Raw genomic sequence first — 19899 nt, forward strand, 5'->3', positions numbered from 1 at the left:
TTGTATCGACACCGGGTACGCCGAGCACTGCTTTGGATCAGCTCGAACGAAAGGCTCTCGCCCGAGGCTGCCCCGCGCGGGCAGAATGGAGCGCGATGACGATGAACGCCAAGCGCAGGCGAAGGCACGACAAACTCGCCGCGCTACCGGGGGTGCGGGCGGTACGTCGGCCGGTATCGCCGGGATCCGACGAGCAGTTCGACCTGTACTACGTCCGCACCGGCCGTAAGTCCGCGCGGCCCGTGGTCATCATTCCCGGTGGTCCCGGCGTCGCGTCCATCCAGCAGTACCGGGGGCTGCGGCGCCGTGCCGCGACCGCCGGCCTCGACGTGATCATGGTCGAGCACCGCGGGATCGGGATGTCGCGGCACACCGATTCCGGTTCGGACTTGCCACCGGCGGCCATCACGATCGATCAGGTCGTCGACGACGTCGCGGCGGTGCTCGACGATGCCGGGGTGCGGACGGCGGTCGTGTACGGCACCTCGTACGGCACGTACATCGCCGCCGGCTTCGGCGTGCGCCATCGCGAGCGGGTCGCCGCGATGGTCCTGGACTCGCCGTTGCTGTCCACCGACGACATCGAGGAGATGCGAACCGCCATACGCGATCTGTTGTGGAACGGGTGCGATCCGCAGACCGCGAAGATGGCGCCCAAGGTCCGCCGTCTGGTTGCCGACGGTGTGTTCAAGTCGTCAGGTGGTCAGCTCGCCGGTTTGTTGTACGGCTACGGCGGTGCACGGCTGCTCGACCGCCAGCTCGATCTGCTGCTGCATGGGCACACACTGGTGTGGTCGGCCTTGCGACGGATGGGCCGATTGTCGATGCGCAAGGCCCCATACCGCAACGAGGCCGACCTCGTCGGGCGGATTGCGTTCCGCGAGTTGAACTATGCCGGTGTGCCGGACGGGCTGCCGCTCGACCCCGCGCTCGAGCTGGGTGAGATGGCAAGCAGCACAAAGTTCTACGAGCCGTTCGACACCGAGCCCTACGATCTGATCGCCGAGATGCCGAAGTTCGACTGGCCCACGGTGGTCGTGTCCGGCGGGCGCGATCTCACGACGCCGCCTGCGGTGGCCGAACGGGTCGCGTCGTTGATTCCCGATGCCGTGCTGGTGCGCCTGCCGTCCGCCGCGCACAGCATTCTCGACACGCGCGAACGGGCCGCCTTCGCAGTGATGCGCGCGATATACTACGACGCCGCAGAACAACTTCCGGCCACGGCCCCCGAACTCGACGCCCTACCGGGGCGCACCCCGGTACGGCTGCTCGTGTCAGCGATCTCCGCGGCGACCGCACTCGAATCGATGCTGCCCGTCCGGCGGTCCGCTACTTCATAAACCCGATCTTGGTGTAGTCGAGGTCGCCGATGCCGGCCGGCCCATAGTTGGCCAGGTTGCTGCGCACCGCGAGGTTGCCCGGCGACTGGAACAGCGGGAGGCTGAAACCCTCGGCCCAGATCAGCTGGTCCATCTCGTTGGCCAGGGTCCGGGCTTTCGCCGGATCGAGTTCGTTGAACGTCTCCTCGGCCTTCGCGTCGATCTCCGGGCTGCTGATCCTGCCGAAGTTGCTCTCCGCGCCGGTGGTGTAGATCTGGTTGAGGCAGCACAGGGAGAACGCGTCACCGACCCACGAGAACTGGGCGATGTCGAAGTTCCCGGGAATGATCCAGTCGGTGAAGAAGCCCGCGCCCGGCTTGGCGTCGATCTCCAATTTGACGCCGATCTGCGCGAGCCCGTTCTGGGCGACCTGCGCGATCTGGCGGGTGCTCAGCGAGTCGTAGAGCACATCCCGGATCACGAGCTGCTTGCCGTCCTTCTCGCGGAACTGCCCGTTGAGTTTCCAGCCGAGCGCGTCGAGTTCGGCTTTTGCCTTCTCCGGATCGAACGCCACCACCTCGCTGTTGTCCTGGTAGCCCTCTTGCCCGGCGACGTAGATGTGGTTGTTGAGCGTCGTCGGGGTGTCGACCAACCCGCGCTGGCTGATGTTCGCGATGGCCTGGCGGTCGATACCCTTCGCGACCGCGAGCCGCAGCGCCTTGTCCGCGAGGATCGAACCGGGCGCGCCGTTGAACGTGAAGTGGTACCAGCTCGGTGACGGAGCCCGCCGGATCGAGACTCCCGGGGTGTTGCGGGCGATGGTCAACTCATCGAGCGAGGCCACGCCCGTCGCGTCGAGTGCGTTGTTCTGCAGTGCCGGAACTCGGGCCGCATCGTCGAGCACCGAGTAGGTGATGCTGTCCAGCAGCGGCGGGTTGCCCCACCATTTCGGGTTGCGGGTCAACGTGATTCGCTGTGCGCCCCGGTCGAGATTGGACACCATGAACGGGCCTGCCGACGGGCCGGGGCCGTTCAGCTGACCCTTGTTGAACACCTCCGGGTTGGCAGTGCTGCTCTTGGGTAAGAGCATGGCGTTGCCGGCGAACATGCCCCGCCACTCCGAGTACGGCTGGGCGAACGTCATGACCGCCTGCCGGTCATCGACCCCGCGGGTGACCGATGCGACTCGATCGGCACCGAGCGGGACGGCGGAGATGAAGGCTTTGTCCTTACCGCTGGTGGCGTGGATCTGTGACGCGATGTCCTCCCACGTGATCGGGGTGCCGTCGGTCCACACCGCCTTGGGGTTGATCGTGTAGGTCACGACCTGCGGGCTGGTGCTCGTCAGTTCGATGCTGGTGAAGTAGTCGGTGTTGACGGTGGTCGAGCCGTCCGGTCCGACGCGGAATGCGCGGGGGAGGGTCACGCGCATGAGCGCCCCGAGGGTGGCTTCGTTTCCGTCGATGTGCAGGGTGTTGAAGTTGGGCGGAAACGCGGGCAGTGCCAGGCGCAGGTTGCCACCCTGCCGCAGGTTCGCCGGGTCTTGCGGATTGATGTCGTTGGTCGCGCCCACCTCGGCCTCGCCGCCGGCGGACGGGACCTCTTGGTTGCCGCCGGTACACGCGCTCAGCGTGAGCGCGCTGACGAGGGCCACGACGGCGAAGCGACGGAGTTTGATCCCGTTCATTCCGCCGATGCTAGAGGCAACCGCCGCCACCGTGCGGCATTACCCGGACGTGGAGTCGCCGTCGCCGGGCTTCGGTTGCGGCACCGCGGCCAGCAGCCGGCGGGTGTACTCGTGGCGCGGGTTGACGAAAACGCTGTCGCCCGAACCGTGCTCGACGATCGCACCCTTGTACATGACCGCGACGTCATGCGCGAGGTGCTTGACCACCGACAGATCGTGGGAGACGAACAGGTAGGACAGTCCGAACTTGTCCTGCAGATCCAGCAGCAGGTTGATGATGCCGGCCTGGATCGAGACGTCGAGCGCCGACACCGGTTCATCGAGGGCGATGATCTTGGGTCGGGTGGCCAGCGCGCGGGCGATGCCGATGCGCTGTTTCTGACCTCCGGAGAATTCGGCCGGATAGCGGCTGGCATCCGTCGCGCGCAGGCCTACCACGTCCAACAGCTCGGCCACCCGGTCCCGGATCTCGGTCTTACTGAAACCGTTGGCCGCCAACGGCTCTGACAGCACATCGAAGACCGGGAGCCGGGGATCCAGGGATGCCACCGGGTCTTGGAACACCACCTGCAGGTCGGTGCGCAGACTTTGGCGAGAGCGCCGGTCCAGGGCGGCGACGTCGGCGCCGAGCACTTCGATCGAACCAGCCTGCGGCGCGGTCAAGTTCAGGATCTGATGCAGGGTGGTGGATTTGCCCGAACCCGATTCCCCGACGATGCCCAGCGTGCGGCCCTGGCGCAGTTCGAAGCTGATGTTGTCGACCGCCTTGACCTCGCCGACCTGACGGCGGAACACCACGCCCTTGGTCAGCTTGTAGGTTTTGACCAGGTCACGAACCCGCAGGACCACCTCGGTGTCAGCGGGCGGCCTGCGGTCCTCGTCCTCGGCCGCGGGCACCTGATAGATCTCGGCAGCGGTGTGCCGGGCCACCTCGTCGGTGCGGATGCACGCGGCATGGTGGTTCGGTGAGACCTCGATGAGCGGCGGTTCGCCGGCCTCGCACTCTTCGATCGACAGCGGGCAGCGCGGTGCGAAGGGGCAGCCGTGCGGTAGGGCGGTCAGGGCGGGCGGTGATCCGGGTATCGGCACCAGCCGGGCGCCCTGCGGCGCGTCGAGTCGCGGTACCGATCCGAGAAGCCCGACGGTGTAAGGCATTCGGGCGTGCCGGTACATCTCGGCAACGGTCGCGTCCTCGACCGCCCGCCCGGCGTACATGACGAGCGCGCGGTTGGCGAACTCGGCGACCACGCCCAAGTCGTGGGTGATGATCAGCACGCCCGCGCCTGTCACATCCCGGGCGGTCTTGAGCACTTCGAGGATCTGCGCCTGCACCGTGACATCGAGTGCGGTGGTGGGCTCGTCGCAGATCAGCAGATCGGGGTCGTTCGCGATCGCGATGGCGATGACGACGCGCTGGCGTTCGCCGCCCGAGAGCTCGTGCGGGAACGCGCGGGCGCGCTTTTCCGGCTGCGCGATGCCGACGAGCTCGAGCAGTTCCACGGCCCGGGTCTGCGCCGCACGCTTGCCGAGCTCGCGGTTGTGGATCTGCAGTGCCTCGGCGATCTGGTCGCCGACGGTGTAGACCGGGGTCAGCGCCGACATCGGGTCCTGGAACACCGTGCCGATGGCCTGGCCGCGAATCCGCGACATCTCCTGATCCGAGCGGCCCACCAGTTCCTCGCCGCGCAGCCGGATCGACCCCGACACCTCGGCGAACTCGGGAAGGAGACCGACGACGGCCATCGCGCTGGCCGACTTCCCCGCGCCGGATTCGCCGACGAGCGCGACGACTTCGCCGGCGTCGACGTGAAAGTTCACCCCCCTCACCGCATGCACGGCGTCGGCGTCGGTGGGAAACGTCACGCGCAGGTCGGCGACCTCGAGCAGCCGGCTCATGAGCGCCGCCTCTTTCGCCGCAACTGGCCGCTGCCCGGGTCGAGCGCGTCACGCAGCCCGTCGCCGACCAGGTTGGCGCACAGGATGATCAACACCAGCACGCCGGCCGGGAACAGGAACACCCACGGGAACGTCGTCGCGGACTTCGTGCCGTCGGCGATCAACGTGCCCAACGACACGTCGGGTGGCTGGATGCCGAAACCCAGGAAGCTCAAGCCGGTTTCGGCGAGGATCGCCAAGCCGACGTTGAGGGCGGTGTCGATGATCAGCAGGGACGCGACGTTCGGAACGATGTGGCGCACGATGATCCGCCAGCTGCTCACACCCATATACCGTGCCGCGACGACGAATTCGCGCTCGCGCAGGCTCATCGTCATGCCTCGCACGATCCGCGAGCTGATCATCCAGCTGAACACCGAGAGGAGGATGATCAGCCAGAAAACCCGATCGGACTGACTCAGCCGGGGCGTGACGATCGCGATCAGGATGAAGCTGGGCACCACCAGCAGTACGTCGACGATCCACATCAGGGTCCGATCACGCCAGCCGCCGAAGTATCCGGCGATCGATCCGACCGTGGCCGCGATGATGGTCGAGATGAAGGCCACACACACGCCGATGAGCATGGATTTCTGCATGCCACGCAGGATTTGGGCCAGGATGTCCTGACCAAGCGCGTTCGTGCCGAACCAATGGTCGGCCGAAGGCGGTTGTTGCAGTGCGTAATAGTCGAGGTCGGTGTAGCTGTACGGCAGCAGGGGCGGCAGCGCGTAGCAACTGACGAACATCACCGCCAGCACGATGAGCGACACCACCGCGGGCCGGTTGCGCAGGAAGCGGCGAAGCACCAGCGTGCGACGCGTGGCGAATTCCTCGGTGTGCAGGCCGGAGCGGGCCGACGTGGTGGAGGCATCGGTCATGTCAGCCCACCCGTACTCGTGGGTCCAGCATCGCGTAGATGATGTCGGACAACAGACCGGCCAGTAGCACGACGGTGCCGGTGAAGACCGTGATTGCGGCGATGATGTTGGTGTCCTGGGTGGCGATGCCCTGAACCACCCATTCACCCATGCCGTGCCAGCCGAAGATCTTCTCGACGAACACCGAACCGGTGACAAGACCGGCCACCCCGTAGGCGAAGAGCGTGGCCATCGGGATGAGCGCCGTGCGCAGGCCGTGCTTGAACAGCGCTTGGCGCCGGGTCAGGCCTTTCGCTCGAGCGGTGCGGATGAAATCTTGGCTCAGCACGTCGAGCATCGCGTTGCGCTGGTAGCGGCTGAAACTGGCGATGGCGCCAAGGGCGAGCGTCAGCGTCGGCAAAACCAGATGCTGCAGCCGGTCCACGAACCGCGGCCAACTACCGCCGATCGCATCGGGCGACGTCTCGCCCGTGTACTCGAACAGCCGAAAACCGAGGATCGAGTTCACGTCCAGCGCGGCCAGGATCAGGAGGTTGGCGATCACGAACGTCGGGGTGCTCAACACCAGCAACGACACCACGGTGACCGCGCGATCCGAGAGCCGGTACTGCCGGATCGCGCCCCACGCGCCGACGACGACACCGATCACGGTGCCCGCCACCGAACCGAGCACCAACAGCCGCAGGCTCACGCCGATCCGCCGCCAAAGTTCGTCGGCCACCGGCTGGCCGGTCACCGTGGTGCCGAAATCACCGCGGATCGCCCCGGACGCCCAATCGAGATAACGGACGGGGATCGGTTTGTCGAGGCCCAGCTCGGCGGCCTTCGCGTCGATCGCGGATTGAGGTGGCCGCGGATTGCGCGACAGCAGGCTGTCGAGGGGTTCGAACGAGAACGAGGTGAGCGTGAACGTGAGGAACGATGCCAGCGCCAGCAGCAGGAGGTAGTTGAGCAGCCGACGCGCCAGGAAACGCGTCATGCGGTCGGTCCTGCCATGGGAGACAGGGTAGAGCAGCCGGTTGTCGCCGGCTGGCAACGGCGTGCTGGGCAATTGTCAGCCGACACCCAGGTCGGGCGGAGAAAGCCCACGTTCACTGATGCCATGAACGTCTTCGAACGCAACAACGTGAAATTGCTCGCGGCGGCCGCGGGCGGTGCGGCGATCGTCGCGCTCGGCGTGTTCGGCGCCGCGACGGGCGGCTCGGCGGCAACGCTGGCCGGCTCCAAGATGAACATCGGTCAGACAAGCGTCGAGTCGACGCCACCGACGGCGCCGATGATCTCGATGGCGGTCCCGAAGATCAAGGGTCCGGCGCCGTTGCCGTCCGAGGAAAAGGCCGCCGAGTAACGGTTTCAGCTCCGGCGGTTGCGGCTACCCGGTCAGCAGACTAGGGCGAAAAGCCGAATACGAACTGCCGGAGGTGAATCTCAGGTGAATTCAGCAAAGAATCGTCGGAAACTGAAGGTGGCATCGGCCGGTGTCGGGGCCGCCGCGGGGTTGGCGATGGCCGTCGCGGGCGTCGGGCTGAGCGGAGGCTTGGCCGGCGCGCAGAACGAGGTCGAGCCCCCCGCACTCACCACGGGTGAGACGGTCACAGAGACGGTTCCCCCGACCTCGCCGGAAACGTCAGTGGCCACCCCGTCGGTCAGCGCCACCACGCCCTCCGGGTTTGCTGAACCGCACTGATCATGTCGGGTTGGGAGCCTCCTGGGGTGGACAGCCCGCGCTCGGCCTGCTTATGGTGGCGGCCGAGCGCCCGGGGGGACACTGCGCTCGGCGTGAAACTGTTCGACGGGCCATCCCGCTGAACGGGGGGCCCTGACCGGAATCCGAAATGGGTGGTCAGAGTGACTGGAGAACAACGCAAAAAGCAATATCGGCTTGTGCTGGCAGGTGTCGGCGCGGCCGCCGTGGTGGCCATGGGCGCGTTCGGTGCGCTGTTTGGCCAAGCCTCGGGCCTCGGTGCGGAGCCGGGCGGTGAGATCGGCGAAACCATAACGGAGACAACGGCTCCGACGGAGCTCGAGACGTCAGTGGCGACACCGCCGGTCGAGGTTGAGCTGCCAGACGGCTACGGTATGGGCTAGCCCCTTTCGCGGGGTTCACCGATGCTTGTCACGGTGGCCGTCGTACCGGTGCGGGTGGCTCTGACCAATACCTGGTCGGCCACCGCGAACGGTGGTGCGGCGGCCGCGGGCAGCACATAGGTCTGGCTGAAACCGTCCGCGCTGCGGACGGTCATCGACGCGGTGGACAGCGCGGTGATGGTCCCGGTTTGGGTCAGCGAGGTCGTGTAACCGCCGCTTCCGTCGGCGAGCACGGCCTCGCTGTGCACCGTTGCTGGATCGTCGTCGTGGTGTCCGGCGGCGGCCATCGGCGGTGGGCCGCCGTGGCTGCCGGGTGGGCCGCCGTGCCCACCCATCCCCGGGTTGTCCGTGGCGGCGTAGATCGCTGCGCCGCCCAGTCCGGCGATCGCGACCGCCACACCCACCGCTGCGAGGGTCTGTCGGATGCTCATGTGACCAACGGTGCCGATGTCGGCTGTGAACCCGCTGTGCATGCCGTCAGCGTGCGATATGTCGGGCACGCCGGCGGGTTTTTCACAGCCCGCACATAGAAACGGCACAGGCTGAGCCCATCGGCTGGGCGAATAATCGGTGTCGTGGTGACGACCAACAGCTCCGAGACCGAGTCCGGGCGCGCAGTCATGCGCCGCGCGGACGGCAATCCCATCCGGGTCCTCGTGGTTGACGACGAACCCGTGCTCGCCGAGCTCGTGTCGATGGCGCTGCGGTACGAGGGCTGGGATATCGCCACCGCCGGGGACGGGGCCAGCGCCATCGCCTCGGCCCGCGAGAATCCGCCGGACGTGGTCGTGCTGGACGTCATGCTGCCCGATATGAGCGGCCTGGACGTTCTGCACAAACTCCGCGAACAGATCCCCGGCCTGCCGTTGCTGTTGCTGACCGCCAAGGACTCGGTCGAAGACCGGATCGCGGGGCTCACCGCGGGTGGCGACGACTACGTCACCAAGCCGTTCAGCCTCGAAGAAGTGGTCCTGCGTTTGCGTGCTCTGCTGCGGCGTACCGGGGTGACCAGTGAGGACGGCGGCGCCAAGATCGTCGTCGGCGATCTCGTGCTCGACGAGGACAGCCATGAGGTGACCCGTGGGGGCGATCCCATCTCGCTGACGGCGACCGAGTTCGAACTTCTTCGGTTCATGATGCGCAATGCCAAGCGCGTGCTGAGCAAGGCCCAGATCCTCGACCGGGTGTGGAGCTATGACTTCGGCGGCCGCTCCAACATCGTCGAGCTGTACGTGTCCTATCTGCGGAAGAAGATCGACAGCGGCCGCGAGCCGATGATCCACACGCTGCGCGGTGCGGGGTATGTCCTTCGACCTCCGCGCTGACGCGCCCGGCGGCACCCGGTGGTGGGCGCCGCGCACCTGGACGCTGCGGGCCCGTCTCGTGGTCACGCAAGTCGCCCTCCTGGCGGTGGTGTGCGCCAGCATCGGCGTGGCGACAGAGTTTGCGCTGCAACGCTTCTTGATGCACCAGCTCGACGATCAGGTTATCGAGGCGGGGCGTCGATCGGCGGCGATATTCGAATTACCGCCCCCGCCAATGGGTTTCCCGCCGCCGATGGCAGGGCCGGATAGAGGGCCGACGCGCGTGATAATCGCGCCGGGGCCGTCCGATGGCATGCCGCCCGGCCACCACGTGCGCGTGCTGTTCGACCCCGAACAAGGCCCAGGGCCAGGCTTTCTCAACGCACCCGGCCAGGCCGCGCGCACCGTCGGCGCGGTGATCGTCCCGGGCCGCCCGGTCGATGCGGGCGTCATCACCGCGGACGGTGAGCGTGAGGTGGTCAGTGCGGCCGCGGCCGAACAGCTCGCACAGATAGCTCCCGACCGTACGCCCGAAACGGTCGACCTCGATGGGCTCGGGCGGTACCGCGTGATCGGGTTGCACCCGCGGCACGGCGGCGCGCAGACGATCGTGACCGGACTGCCGACGGCGGTGGTCGACGACACGCTGCTGTGGGTGCTCGGCATGTTCTGCGTGCTGGCCGCGGTCGCGTTGATCGCCGCGACCACCGGCGGAATACTCATCATCCGCCGCCAACTCGCGCCGCTCTCAAGGGTTTCGGCGGCAGCGCGGGAGGTCGCCAACCTCGAGCTCGACCGCGGTGAGGTGCGGTTGCCGACGCCCATCGTCCGGGTCGACCCGGCCGTCGCGCACACCGAGGTCGGCCAGCTCGGCACGTCGCTGAACCGGATGCTGGACCGCATCGCCAGCGCCCTGTCCGCCCGGCATGCCAGTGAGACCCGGGTACGCCAATTCGTCGCCGATGCCAGCCACGAGCTGCGCACCCCGCTGGCCGCGATCCGTGGGTACACCGAACTGGCGCAGCGCAAGAGCGATGAACTGCCCGGCGACGTCGCCCACGCGATGAACCGCGTCGAGTCCGAAACGGCGCGGATGACCCAGCTGGTCGAGGACATGCTGTTGCTGGCGCGACTCGACGCCGGCCGTCCGCTGGAACGCGAAACCGTGGACCTGTCCCGGCTCGTCGTGGACACGGTCAGCGACGCGCACGTCGCGGGTCCGGAGCACCAGTGGGCACTGGATCTGCCGGAGGATCCGGTGGTCGTCGACGGCGACGAGGCCAGACTGCATCAGGTGCTGGCCAATCTGCTGGCCAACGCACGCACGCACACCCCGGCGGGCACGGCGGTGACGGTCGCGCTGGGCACCGACGATACGGGTGCGGTGACGCTTACCGTCGCCGACGACGGTCCAGGAATTCCGGAGACGCTGTTGCCGGAGGTGTTTGAGCGATTCGCCCGCGGTGATTCGTCGCGCTCGCGGCGCGAGGGCAGCACGGGGCTCGGTTTGGCGATAGTCGCGGCCGTCGTCAAGGCCCATGGCGGCACCATCGAGGTCCGCAGCAAGCCCGGCGCCACCGAGTTCGTCGTGCGGCTGCCGGGCAAGTCTCACAGCTGACACACAGTTCGGCCCAATCCGGCACCTAGTCGCCGCCGCGACGATGAAGTGGTGACTCTGGTAGCCGCCGAACCTGTCGTGCGGGTCGACGCGGCCGCGCCTCGACCGGCGAAGCCGATGGCCGAATGCGTCGCGTTGGTGGCACTGCTGGCCGGCACCGCCGTGCTGTACCTGTGGAATCTCTCGATCAGCGGATGGGCGAACGCGTTCTACTCGGCTGCGGCGCAGGCGGGGGCTCAGGACTGGACGGCGATGCTGTTCGGGTCAAGCGATCCGGCGAACGCGATCACCGTGGACAAGACCCCCGCAGCGCTGTGGATCATCGACATCTCGGTGCGGCTGTTCGGGTTGAACCCGTGGAGTGTGCTGGTGCCGCAGGCCCTCATGGGCGTCGCCGCGGTCGCGGTGCTCTACGCCGCCGTGCGCCGGGCCGCCGGGCCCTGGGCCGCGGTGCTGGCCGGTGCGGTCCTGGCGCTGACACCGGTGGCGGCGCTGATCTTCCGGTTCAACAATCCCGACGCCCTGCTCGTACTGTTGCTCGTCGTCGCCGCCTACTGCGTGCAGCGCGGCATCGAAAAGGATGCCAGCCGTTGGTGGTTCGTCGCGGCGGGCGCCGCCGTCGGGTTCGGCTTCCTGGCCAAGATGTTGCAGGCGTTCCTGGTGCTGCCCGCGTTCGCGGCGGCGGCGCTCGTGGCGGGTGACCGACCGCTCGGGAAGCGGATCGTCGACGTCGTCGCGGCCGGTGCCGCCCTCGTCGTGAGCGGCGGGTGGTACCTGGTCCTGGTCGAGCTGTGGCCGTCCTCGGCGCGGCCCTACATCGGCGGCTCTCAGCACGACAGCATCGTCGAGCTGGCCTTGGGCTACAACGGTTTCGGGCGGCTGACGGGCGAGGAGACGGGCGGGCTCGGCAACCTGAACTTCGACGTCGGTGCGGGGCGGTTGTTCGGATCGCAGATGGGCGCCGACATCGCTTGGTTATTGCCTGCCGCGCTGATCTGCCTGGCGGCCGGGCTCTACCTCACCCGTCGCGCACCGCGCACCGACCGCACGCGGGCCGCGCTCATCCTGTGGGGCGGCTGGCTGTTGGTCACCGCGGTGGTGTTCAGCTTCATGAACGGCATCGTGCACCCGTACTACACCGTGGCTCTCGCACCGGCGATCGGCGCGGTGATCGGCATCGGCGCGTCGTTGTTGTGGAAGCAGCGCAAGGACATTCGCGCCGCCACGGCGCTGGCAGGCACGGTGCTGGTGACCGCGATCCTGGCGGCGGTACTGCTGGCACGCCACGACGACCCCTATCCATGGTTGCGCGCGGCGGTGGCGGTGGGTGGGGTGGGAGCCGCGGTATTGCTTCTGATGGCGGCCCGGCTGGGCGATGGTGTGCAGCGGGTCGTCGCCGCGATGGCCGTCGTGGTCTGCCTCGCCGCCCCGGCGGCGTACTCGGTCGCCACCGCGGCAAGCCCGCACAGCGGAGCCATCCCGTCGGTCGGCCCGTCGCGCGGCGGTGGCTTCGGCGGGTTGTTCGCGGCACCGGAGCCGGGGGAGATGCTCACCGCGACGTTGGCCGCCGATGCCGAGGACTACACCTGGGTGGCGGCCGTGGTGGGATCCAGCAACGCCGCCGGCTACCAATTGGCAACTGATGCACCGGTTATGGCGGTCGGAGGCTTCAACGGCACCGATCCCGCGCCCACGCTCGACGAGTTCAAGAGCTACGTAGAGTCGCGCCAGATCCACTATTTCATCCGCAGCCGGATGATGATGGGCGGATTCGGCGGGCACACCCCGAGCGGTAGCCGCGAGGCAGCCGAGATCGCGCAGTGGGTGCAGACCCACTTCACCCCGATCACCATCGAGAACGTCACCGTCTACGACCTCACACAGCGTGCGACGAACACATAGCAGGCGCATAGCTTCGCCCCACGCCGGTCACACGCCACAGCAGAACGATGGAGACATGACAGAGATCGCCGAGCGATTCGACACCGAAGACGCTGACACCGACACACAGGACCGGTTCCATTTCGCATCGCGTCCCAATGCCGCGGTGGCGGCAAAGGCGGCCGGGGTACCGGTGCTCGACGTGGTGGTGCCGGTCTACAACGAGCAAGCGGCGCTGGCACATTCGGTGCGCCGCCTGCACCGCTACCTGCAGGAGAACTTCGCGCTCCCCACCAGGATCACCATCGCCGACAACGCCAGCGTGGACGCCACCCCGCGCATCGCCGCCGAGCTAGCCGCCGAACTGGACGGCGTGCGCGTGGTCCGCCTGGAGGAGAAGGGCCGCGGCCGGGCACTGCACGCGGTGTGGTCGACATCGGACGCACCGGTTCTCGCGTACATGGACGTCGACCTGTCGACCGAGCTGACGGCGCTCGCGCCGCTCGTGGCCCCGCTGATCTCGGGCCACTCCGATCTGGCGATCGGCACCCGGCTGGGCCGCGGCTCGCGCGTGATCCGCGGTGCCAAACGCGAGTTCATCTCCCGCTGCTACAACTTCATCCTGAAATCCACGCTGGCCGCCCGGTTCTCGGATGCCCAGTGCGGGTTCAAGGCGATTCGCGCCGATGTGGCCGAGCGCCTGCTGCCGCACGTCGCCGATACCGGCTGGTTCTTCGACACCGAGCTGTTGGTCCTGGCCGAACGCAGCGGGCTGCGTATCCACGAAGTGCCCGTCGACTGGGTCGACGACCCCGACAGCCGCGTCGACATCGTCGCCACCGCGACGGCCGACCTCAAAGGCATCGGCCGACTGTTGCGCGGGTTCGCCAACGGCTCCATCCCGGTCAACAGCATTGCCGCGCAACTCGGCTCGTCCCGGAACTCAGCCGCACCGGGATCCCTGTTGCGGCAGGTGGTGCGGTTCGGCGCGGTCGGTGTGGTGTCCACGCTCGCGTACCTGCTGTTGTTCGTCGCACTGCGGTCCGGCCTCGGCGCCCAGGCCGCCAACCTCGTCGCCCTGCTGCTGACCGCGATCGGCAACACCGCCGCCAACCGGCGATTCACGTTCGGCATCGCCGGAGCCCGTAACGTCACCCGCCATCACCTGGAAGGGCTGACGGTCTTCGGGATCGCCCTGACCATCACGAGCGGCTCGCTGGGGCTGCTGCACGCACTGACGCCGCAGCCGCACCCGGCCGTCGAACTCGCCGTGCTCGTGGCGGCGAACCTGGCGGCCACCGTCGTCCGCTTCGTGTTGTTGCGCGACTGGGTTTTTCACCCCTCCCGGACACGACGCTGAACCTTCGAAACCGAAAGCTGCTGACATGACAACCATCGCTGACATCGGCCGCGACCCCATCGTGGTGTCGGCCGATCCGCCCCGAGCCGCGCAGCCGCGCTGGGTCCGGCCCGCCTACTGGGCGCTGCTGGCCGGCACCGCGGTGCTGTACCTGTGGGGTCTCGGGTCCTCGGGCTGGGCCAACAGCTACTACGCCGCCGCGGCGCAGGCAGGCACCCAGTCCTGGAAGGCCTGGCTGTTCGGCTCACTCGACGCCGGCAACGCCATCACGGTAGACAAACCGCCCGCCGCGATGTGGGCCATGGGACTGTCCGGCCGGCTGTCCGGCTTCAACGAGTTCACCATGCTGTTGCCGCAAGCCCTCATGGGCGTGGCGGCGGTGGCCGTGCTGTACGCCACGGTCAAGCGGACAAGCGGTCCGGGTGCGGGTCTCATCGCGGGTGCGGCGCTGGCCGTGACGCCCGTGGCGACCTCGATGTTCCGCTACAACAATCCCGATGCCCTGTTGGTGTTGCTGCTCGTGGTGGCTGCGTACTGCATGGTGCGCGCGATCGGACCGGTGTCGGCAAGGGCCAGCACGCTGTGGGTCGCGCTGTCGGGATGTGCGCTGGGATTCGCGTTCCTGACCAAGATGCTGCAGGCGTTCCTCATCATCCCCGGCCTGGCGTTGGTGTTCCTGGTCGCCGCGCCCATCGCGTCGGTGTGGAAGCGCTTGGGCGCGGTGCTGATCGGCGGGGTCGCGATGGCGATCTCGGCCGGCTGGTATCTCGCTCTCGTCGCGCTGTGGCCCGCCGACTCACGGCCATACATCGCCGGCTCGACCGACAACAGCTTGTTGCAGTTGGCATTCGGATACAACGGCATTGACCGCATCGTCGGGCAGAACCAGCCCGGCGGTGGGCCGGGCCACGGCCCGGGCGGCGGTGGGCCCAACCTGTTCTTCGGCGGCGAAGCCGGCATCGGCCGCATGTTCGGACTGTCCATGGGCACCGAGGCCTCGTGGCTGCTGCCTGCCGCGTTGGTCGGCCTGGTCGCCGTGTTGTGGTTGACCCGCCGCACCGCGCGCACGGCGGGTGTTCGTGCCGGGGCGCTGCTGTGGGGCGGCTGGTTGCTGGTGACGGCGGCCGTGTTCAGCTTCATGGACGGCACCATCCACCCGTACTACACCGTGGCGCTGGCCCCGGCGATCGCCGCGCTCGTCGGCATCTCGGTCGTCGAATTGTGGCGGCGACGTGAGCATCTCGCCAGCCGACTGGTGATGGCCGGGATGCTGGCCGGCACCGGAGCGTGGGCTTTCGTATTGCTCAACCGCACTCCCGAGTGGCTGCCCGCATTGCGCTGGATCGTGTTGATCGGCTCGATCGTGGTCGCGGTGGCGCTGGCTGCCGCGGCACACCGGCCGGGCCGGGCCGGTGCGGCCGTGGCGCTCGCCGCGATCGTCTTCGGGCTCGGCGCGCCCACCGCGTACTCGATCGAGACCGTGCTCAACGGGAACAGCAGTGGTCCGATGGCGATGGCGGGCCCCAAGCGCGACTGGGGTTTCGGTGGCCCGGGTGGGCACGGCGGCCCGGGCGGACCTCCGCCGGGCATGGGGAACCGGGATGACTCGGCACTGGCCGACCTCATCGCCGGTGCCGACAACCGTTGGGCCGCAGCCAGTGTCGGGTCGATGATGGTCAGTGACCTCGAGCTCAAGACCGGTGAGTCCCTGATGGCGATCGGCGGGTTCACCGGTGGCGACAACTCACCGACCCTCGCGCAGTTCCAGCAGTACGTCGCCGACGGTGACGTCCGGTACTTCCTGGATCGCGAAGGCGGCTTCGGTCCGCCCCGCGAGGAGCGTGGCAGTGCCGGTGAGATCACCGACTGGGTCAAGCAGAACTTCACGAAGACCGAGGTCGGCGGAACCGCGGTGTACGACCTGCAAGCACCGCATGCCTGACCCCAAACCGCGGCGGCCGTCCTGCTACCCCCCGAGCAGGACGGCCGTCGCCTTGGATCCACCTGATCCATAGTGGTGACGAACGGCCCATGGGGGTCTAGCCTGCGGCTCATGTCAGTCACCGATCAGTACCTGGCCAACAACGCGGAGTACGCCAAGCAGTTCAGCGGACCGCTACCGCTGCCGCCGAGCAAGCACGTCGCGGTCGTGGCGTGCATGGACGCCCGCCTGGATGTGTATCGCATCCTCGGCCTGGCCGACGGCGAGGCGCATGTCATTCGCAATGCCGGAGGCGTCGTCACCGACGACGAGATCCGGTCCCTTGCCATCAGTCAGCGGTTGCTGGGAACCAAAGAGATCATCCTGATTCACCACACCGATTGCGGCATGCTGACTTTCACCGACGACGACTTCAAACGCGCCATCCAAGACGAAACAGGCATCAAGCCCGCGTGGGCGGCCGAGGCGTTCACCGACCTCGAAGAGGACGTGCGCCAGTCCCTGCGCCGCATCGAGGCCAACCCGTTCGTCACCAGGCATGAATCGTTGCGCGGCTTCATCTTCGACGTCGCGACCGGCAAGCTCGACGAGGTCCACGCCTGAGAGGTTCAGCCGACCTTGTACGTTGCAATCGCCTTCGCGATTGCGTCGCCGCCGGGCGTGACGATGTCGACATCGCAACTCACGATCGACCTGCCCTGCCGCAGCACCCGGCCGACGCCGAGCAGGTCGGTGGACCGGGCCGGGGCCAGATAGCTGATCGACATCGAAACCGTCACGCCCCGAAGTGAATCCGGCACGTCGGCCCCTGCCCAGGCGGCAGCCATCACGGTGACATCGGCGAGCGTGGCGATCGCGCCGCCGTGCACCATGTCGGCGAGCGTGACGTTCGACGGATCCCACGGCATTCGCAGCCGCACCTCGGGTCCGTCGAGCGACTCCGCGACGATGCCCAACTTCGCGACAAACGGTGACTCCGGCAGGAATTGCGCCATCACGTCAGATCCGGTCTGGGTTGTCATCCATCGAAGTCTTGCCACCGGCGTTCGGCGGTTCAATTACCTCCGGGGTAGTCCTTCTCTCCGAGTCAGCCGCGCGCCAGCACGACCAATGCGTCGGCGGTGCGGTCGCAGTATGCATCGCGGTCGACGAGCCCTCGCGTCATCGCCCGCACCACGGTGGACGCCACGAGGAAATCGAACACGACGTCGGCCCGCGCGGCGTCGCCGAGCAGATCAGCCATCAGCGCCCGCACATCGGTCTCGGCGCGCAACACCAGTCGTTCGTAGATCGTCTCGTCCCGGTGATAGGCCGTCAGCAGGCCCGGCAGCGCCGCCCGGGTCACGGGGTTGGCCAGCCAGTCGAGGAACACCGCGACCCACCCCCGCAGATCTGCACGCAGGTCGCCGGACGGGCCGGGGACCGGCACGGGCGCCGCGTGACCGAAAGCGGCATCTTCCACCAGGGCCTCTTTGGTCGGCCAGCGTCGGTAGATCGTCGGTGCGCCGACACCCGCGCGCCGGGCGACGGCCAGCACGGTCGTGCCTTGGTAGCCCTCCTCGACCAGCAGTTCACGGGCCGCGGTCAGCACGGCGACATCCTTGGCGGGGTCGCGGGGCCGCCCGGCTGCAGTGGTCATCGCAAAAACCTATCCTCATCGGCTCGCGCCTGTTACGTTACGGCCTATAACGTAATTATCTCCCGGGAGGTCGCATGCTCACGCCGCACGACGAACTGCTCTGTCACCAGTTGCCGACCACGTTCGACCACGTCGCCCAATCCGATCTGCGGTGGACCGAACGCATCGTGATGTACGGGTTCGACCGCTCGGGCGAGGTCAACGTGATGACGGGCCTGGCGCGCTATCCCAATCGCAATGTCACCGACGCGTACGCGATGATCACCAAGCGCGGCGGCGAGGCCCGCGTCGTGCGCATGTCGACCGAACTCAATCCCGAATCGGGCGCTCTCGGAACATATTCCGTCGGCCCGTACACCTACAGCGTCGAGGAGCCGCTGCGAACCGTGCGAGCCGTGCTCGAACCCAACGAGCAGGGGGTGAGCCTCGATCTTCGGTTGCGCGGTCAGTTCCCGACCTATGAGCAGACGCCCGCGTTCCACCGCAGCCGCGGCCGCGTCAGCGAAGATGCGCGCCGGTTCTACCAGAACGGCGACCTGGAGGGCTGGATCGAGATCGACGGCGAACGCATCGAGATCGACACGTCCCGGTGGTGGTTCGGCCGCGACCACTCGTGGGGCATCCGTAACGGACCGGGTGGCGGAAGCTTGCCGGAGGGTGTCCACCTGCAGCCTCAGGAGATTCCCGACGGCACCCTCTACTACATGGGGATCTTCGAATTCGAGGACGAACTCGTGCATTTCGCGCAGCGCGAGACCAGCACGGGGGACCGGTGGCAGTTCGAGGGCGAAATCCTCTACCCGCTTGCGACCGAACGTCCGGCAGCCACCATCATCGACGTCGAACACGACCTGAAGTTCCGCGACGAGCTCCGGGTCATCAGCGGCGGCACCTTCACCGTGCACCGTGGTGACCGCAGCACGAGCACCATCGAGGTCACCCCGATCACCGACTTCTGGCCCGGACTGGCCGGCTACATGGAAGTCGACGGATATGCGTCCGGACATTGGCGTGGAAAGGAATTCATCGACGGATTCACGGCCGACACCACGGATCTGAGCGTCATCAAGCCCGTCAGCTTCCTGTCCGAGACACTGTGCGAGGTCCGGATGGATGGAAAGACCGGCCATGGCCTGGTCGAGATGGTGTTCGTCGGGGCCTACCCGCGCTACGGTTATACCGGGTGGTGAGGCCGGCCGCCGAGGAGCTCCCCGCAGCCCTCGAAACCATTGCCCGCCAACGTGTTCCCGGTGCCGCGCAGGCGCGGGTGAAGAACTGGAGCCCGAGCCCGGGCGGCTTTTCCACCGAGACATTCCTGTTCGAGCTCGACGGGCTCGACGACGGGCACAGTCTCGGCCTGGTGTTCCGGCGCCCGCCGGAATTTCAGATCCTGCCTGACTACGATCTGCGTCGGCAGTGTCTCGTCATGCAACGGCTGGCGTCATCACCCATTCCGGTGCCGACTGTGCGCTGGATCGACGCCGAGGGCGACGCCCTCGGCACCCAGTATCTCGTGATGGATCGCATCGACGGCGTGGTCGGAGTCAGCGACGTACCGCCCTACCACGGGGCCGGAATCTTCGCCGAGACCGACGATGCGGGCCGGGCCGCGCTGTGGAACGGATGCGTGGACATGATCGCGGCCGTGCACCGGCTCGATCCGCAGGAGTACCGGCTGGGGTTCCTCGGCAAGTCGAGTCCGGCTGCCCTGCGCGACTTCCTGCGTTATGCGATCGGCTGGGCCTACGGCGACAAGCCGATTCACCCGACCTTCCGCCGAGCGCTGGACTGGCTGGACAACCATCTCTACACGCCTGACCGCGTCGGACTGTGCTGGGGTGACAGCCGGATGTCGAACGTCCTGTACCGGCCCGATCTGTCGCCGGCTGCAGCGCTGGACTGGGAGATCGCCTACCTGGGTGATCAGGCAGCCGACGTCAGCTGGCTTCTCATGACCGATTGGGTCAGCAGCCCGCTGCCCGACAACGCGCCGGCGCCGGGAACGCCGAGCCGAGAGGAGACCATCGACCGCTACGAGCACGCAGTGGGCCACGAAATCGGCAACATCGCGTTCGGTGACGTCACCGCGCCGCTTTTGCTGGCTGTCGCGCTGATCCGGCTCAATCACCGGTTCGACCTTCCAGGCGTGGACCTCGCCGACATTTGCGCGCGGCGTATCGACTTCGTGCTCGGAAGCTGAGGAAGATCAGGGAACTGCTTTAGATTGCTCGGGTGTCCACGCCCG

General features: G+C 67.6%; 18 protein-coding genes and 1 pseudogene. 12 read left to right on the plus strand and 7 right to left on the minus strand.

Annotated features, from left to right (window positions below; translation table 11 throughout):
• Positions 1-95 precede the first annotated feature (95 nt).
• Positions 96-1340 carry an alpha/beta hydrolase gene (locus AWC31_RS20805; protein ID WP_085145898.1) on the plus strand — a complete coding sequence of 415 codons (1245 nt, stop codon included), beginning with the start codon at positions 96-98 and terminating at the stop codon, positions 1338-1340.
• Here AWC31_RS20805 and AWC31_RS20810 read toward each other — a convergent pair.
• From AWC31_RS20810 to AWC31_RS20825, 4 genes are read right to left on the minus strand one after another with little or no spacing between them, the layout of a single operon-like run.
• Positions 1330-3006 (minus strand): oligopeptide ABC transporter substrate-binding protein OppA, encoded by a 1677-nt coding sequence (locus AWC31_RS20810; RefSeq protein ID WP_085145899.1) that lies wholly within the window; start codon positions 3004-3006, stop codon positions 1330-1332. The genes AWC31_RS20805 and AWC31_RS20810 overlap by 11 nt on opposite strands.
• A gap of 39 nt (positions 3007-3045) precedes the next feature.
• The gene (locus AWC31_RS20815) at positions 3046-4902 is read right to left on the minus strand and encodes an oligopeptide ABC transporter ATP-binding protein OppD (RefSeq protein WP_085145900.1); all 1857 of its coding nucleotides are present in this window, start codon (positions 4900-4902) and stop codon (positions 3046-3048) included.
• Complete coding sequence (locus tag AWC31_RS20820; RefSeq protein WP_067859586.1) at positions 4899-5822, minus strand: oligopeptide ABC transporter permease OppC; 924 nt, start codon at positions 5820-5822, stop codon at positions 4899-4901. Before AWC31_RS20820 ends, AWC31_RS20815 begins: the two co-directional genes overlap by 4 nt.
• A gap of 1 nt (position 5823) precedes the next feature.
• Entirely contained in the window at positions 5824-6801 is a 978-nt protein-coding gene (locus AWC31_RS20825) for an oligopeptide ABC transporter permease OppB (RefSeq protein WP_085145901.1), read from the minus strand.
• 123 nt (positions 6802-6924) lie between these two features.
• On the opposite strand from AWC31_RS20825, the gene AWC31_RS37475 reads away from it, so the two are divergent.
• The 3 genes from AWC31_RS37475 (at position 6925) to AWC31_RS20840 (ending at position 7910) form a co-directional block, all read left to right on the plus strand.
• Positions 6925-7170, plus strand: coding sequence for a hypothetical protein (locus AWC31_RS37475; RefSeq protein ID WP_165766011.1), 246 nt, complete (start codon positions 6925-6927; stop codon positions 7168-7170).
• An 84-nt stretch (positions 7171-7254) separates the two neighbouring features.
• Positions 7255-7509, plus strand: coding sequence for a hypothetical protein (locus AWC31_RS20835; protein WP_207626395.1), 255 nt, complete (start codon positions 7255-7257; stop codon positions 7507-7509).
• A gap of 161 nt (positions 7510-7670) precedes the next feature.
• Positions 7671-7910 carry a hypothetical protein gene (locus AWC31_RS20840; protein ID WP_133060197.1) on the plus strand — a complete coding sequence of 80 codons (240 nt, stop codon included), beginning with the start codon at positions 7671-7673 and terminating at the stop codon, positions 7908-7910.
• On the opposite strand, the gene AWC31_RS20845 is transcribed toward AWC31_RS20840, so the two are convergent.
• Positions 7907-8341, minus strand: coding sequence for a hypothetical protein (locus AWC31_RS20845; protein ID WP_085145967.1), 435 nt, complete (start codon positions 8339-8341; stop codon positions 7907-7909). The genes AWC31_RS20840 and AWC31_RS20845 overlap by 4 nt on opposite strands.
• 189 nt (positions 8342-8530) lie before the next feature.
• Here AWC31_RS20845 and AWC31_RS20850 point away from each other — a divergent pair, with 189 nt between their 5' ends.
• The 6 genes and pseudogenes from AWC31_RS20850 to AWC31_RS20875 all read left to right on the plus strand — a co-directional run bounded on the left by AWC31_RS20850 (position 8531) and on the right by AWC31_RS20875 (position 16618).
• Positions 8531-9235 (plus strand): response regulator transcription factor, encoded by a 705-nt coding sequence (locus tag AWC31_RS20850; protein ID WP_067859624.1) that lies wholly within the window; start codon positions 8531-8533, stop codon positions 9233-9235.
• Positions 9213-10861: pseudogene (locus tag AWC31_RS20855) on the plus strand (sensor histidine kinase). Before AWC31_RS20850 ends, AWC31_RS20855 begins: the two are co-directional and overlap by 23 nt.
• A gap of 22 nt (positions 10862-10883) precedes the next feature.
• Positions 10884-12734, plus strand: a complete 1851-nt coding sequence (locus tag AWC31_RS20860) for an ArnT family glycosyltransferase (protein ID WP_085145968.1) — start codon at positions 10884-10886, stop codon at positions 12732-12734.
• Between the two features lie 55 nt (positions 12735-12789).
• The gene (locus AWC31_RS20865; RefSeq protein WP_085145903.1) at positions 12790-14073 is read left to right on the plus strand and encodes a bifunctional glycosyltransferase family 2/GtrA family protein; all 1284 of its coding nucleotides are present in this window, start codon (positions 12790-12792) and stop codon (positions 14071-14073) included.
• A gap of 25 nt (positions 14074-14098) precedes the next feature.
• The gene (locus AWC31_RS20870; protein WP_085145904.1) at positions 14099-16015 is read left to right on the plus strand and encodes an ArnT family glycosyltransferase; all 1917 of its coding nucleotides are present in this window, start codon (positions 14099-14101) and stop codon (positions 16013-16015) included.
• 111 nt (positions 16016-16126) lie between these two features.
• Positions 16127-16618, plus strand: a complete 492-nt coding sequence (locus AWC31_RS20875; RefSeq protein ID WP_085145905.1) for a beta-class carbonic anhydrase — start codon at positions 16127-16129, stop codon at positions 16616-16618.
• A 5-nt stretch (positions 16619-16623) separates the two neighbouring features.
• On the opposite strand, the gene AWC31_RS20880 is transcribed toward AWC31_RS20875, so the two are convergent.
• Both AWC31_RS20880 and AWC31_RS20885 read right to left on the minus strand, forming a co-directional pair.
• Complete coding sequence (locus AWC31_RS20880) at positions 16624-17013, minus strand: PaaI family thioesterase (RefSeq protein WP_207626399.1); 390 nt, start codon at positions 17011-17013, stop codon at positions 16624-16626.
• A gap of 89 nt (positions 17014-17102) precedes the next feature.
• On the minus strand, positions 17103-17654 hold the full coding sequence (locus tag AWC31_RS20885) for a TetR/AcrR family transcriptional regulator (protein WP_085145907.1): 552 nt from the start codon (positions 17652-17654) through the stop codon (positions 17103-17105).
• Positions 17655-17728: 74 nt separating this feature from the next.
• Between AWC31_RS20885 and AWC31_RS20890 the strand changes: the two genes are divergently transcribed.
• Together AWC31_RS20890 and AWC31_RS20895 are read left to right on the plus strand one after the other, a co-directional pair.
• Positions 17729-18844 carry an Rv3169 family protein gene (locus AWC31_RS20890; RefSeq protein WP_067859541.1) on the plus strand — a complete coding sequence of 372 codons (1116 nt, stop codon included), beginning with the start codon at positions 17729-17731 and terminating at the stop codon, positions 18842-18844.
• On the plus strand, positions 18838-19854 hold the full coding sequence (locus AWC31_RS20895) for a phosphotransferase family protein (protein WP_085145908.1): 1017 nt from the start codon (positions 18838-18840) through the stop codon (positions 19852-19854). Before AWC31_RS20890 ends, AWC31_RS20895 begins: the two co-directional genes overlap by 7 nt.
• Positions 19855-19899 lie beyond the last annotated feature (45 nt).

Source organism: Mycolicibacterium wolinskyi, from assembly GCF_002101965.1.
GTDB lineage: Bacteria > Actinomycetota > Actinomycetes > Mycobacteriales > Mycobacteriaceae > Mycobacterium > Mycobacterium wolinskyi.

Excerpts from the sequence above, each read along its gene's own strand:
- AWC31_RS20865 (WP_085145903.1), top strand. The coding sequence starts at position 12,790 with ATGACAGAGATCGCCGAGCGATTCGACACCGAAGACGCTGACACCGAC.
- AWC31_RS37475 (WP_165766011.1), top strand. The coding sequence starts at position 6,925 with ATGAACGTCTTCGAACGCAACAACGTGAAATTGCTCGCGGCGGCCGCG.
- AWC31_RS20810 (WP_085145899.1), bottom strand. The coding sequence starts at position 3,006 with ATGAACGGGATCAAACTCCGTCGCTTCGCCGTCGTGGCCCTCGTCAGC.
- AWC31_RS20870 (WP_085145904.1), top strand. The coding sequence starts at position 14,099 with ATGACAACCATCGCTGACATCGGCCGCGACCCCATCGTGGTGTCGGCC.
- AWC31_RS20845 (WP_085145967.1), bottom strand. The coding sequence starts at position 8,341 with ATGAGCATCCGACAGACCCTCGCAGCGGTGGGTGTGGCGGTCGCGATC.
- AWC31_RS20825 (WP_085145901.1), bottom strand. The coding sequence starts at position 6,801 with ATGACGCGTTTCCTGGCGCGTCGGCTGCTCAACTACCTCCTGCTGCTG.
- AWC31_RS20820 (WP_067859586.1), bottom strand. The coding sequence starts at position 5,822 with ATGACCGATGCCTCCACCACGTCGGCCCGCTCCGGCCTGCACACCGAG.
- AWC31_RS20805 (WP_085145898.1), top strand. The coding sequence starts at position 96 with ATGACGATGAACGCCAAGCGCAGGCGAAGGCACGACAAACTCGCCGCG.
- AWC31_RS20890 (WP_067859541.1), top strand. The coding sequence starts at position 17,729 with ATGCTCACGCCGCACGACGAACTGCTCTGTCACCAGTTGCCGACCACG.
- AWC31_RS20850 (WP_067859624.1), top strand. The coding sequence starts at position 8,531 with ATGCGCCGCGCGGACGGCAATCCCATCCGGGTCCTCGTGGTTGACGAC.
- AWC31_RS20885 (WP_085145907.1), bottom strand. The coding sequence starts at position 17,654 with ATGACCACTGCAGCCGGGCGGCCCCGCGACCCCGCCAAGGATGTCGCC.
- AWC31_RS20875 (WP_085145905.1), top strand. The coding sequence starts at position 16,127 with ATGTCAGTCACCGATCAGTACCTGGCCAACAACGCGGAGTACGCCAAG.
- AWC31_RS20815 (WP_085145900.1), bottom strand. The coding sequence starts at position 4,902 with ATGAGCCGGCTGCTCGAGGTCGCCGACCTGCGCGTGACGTTTCCCACC.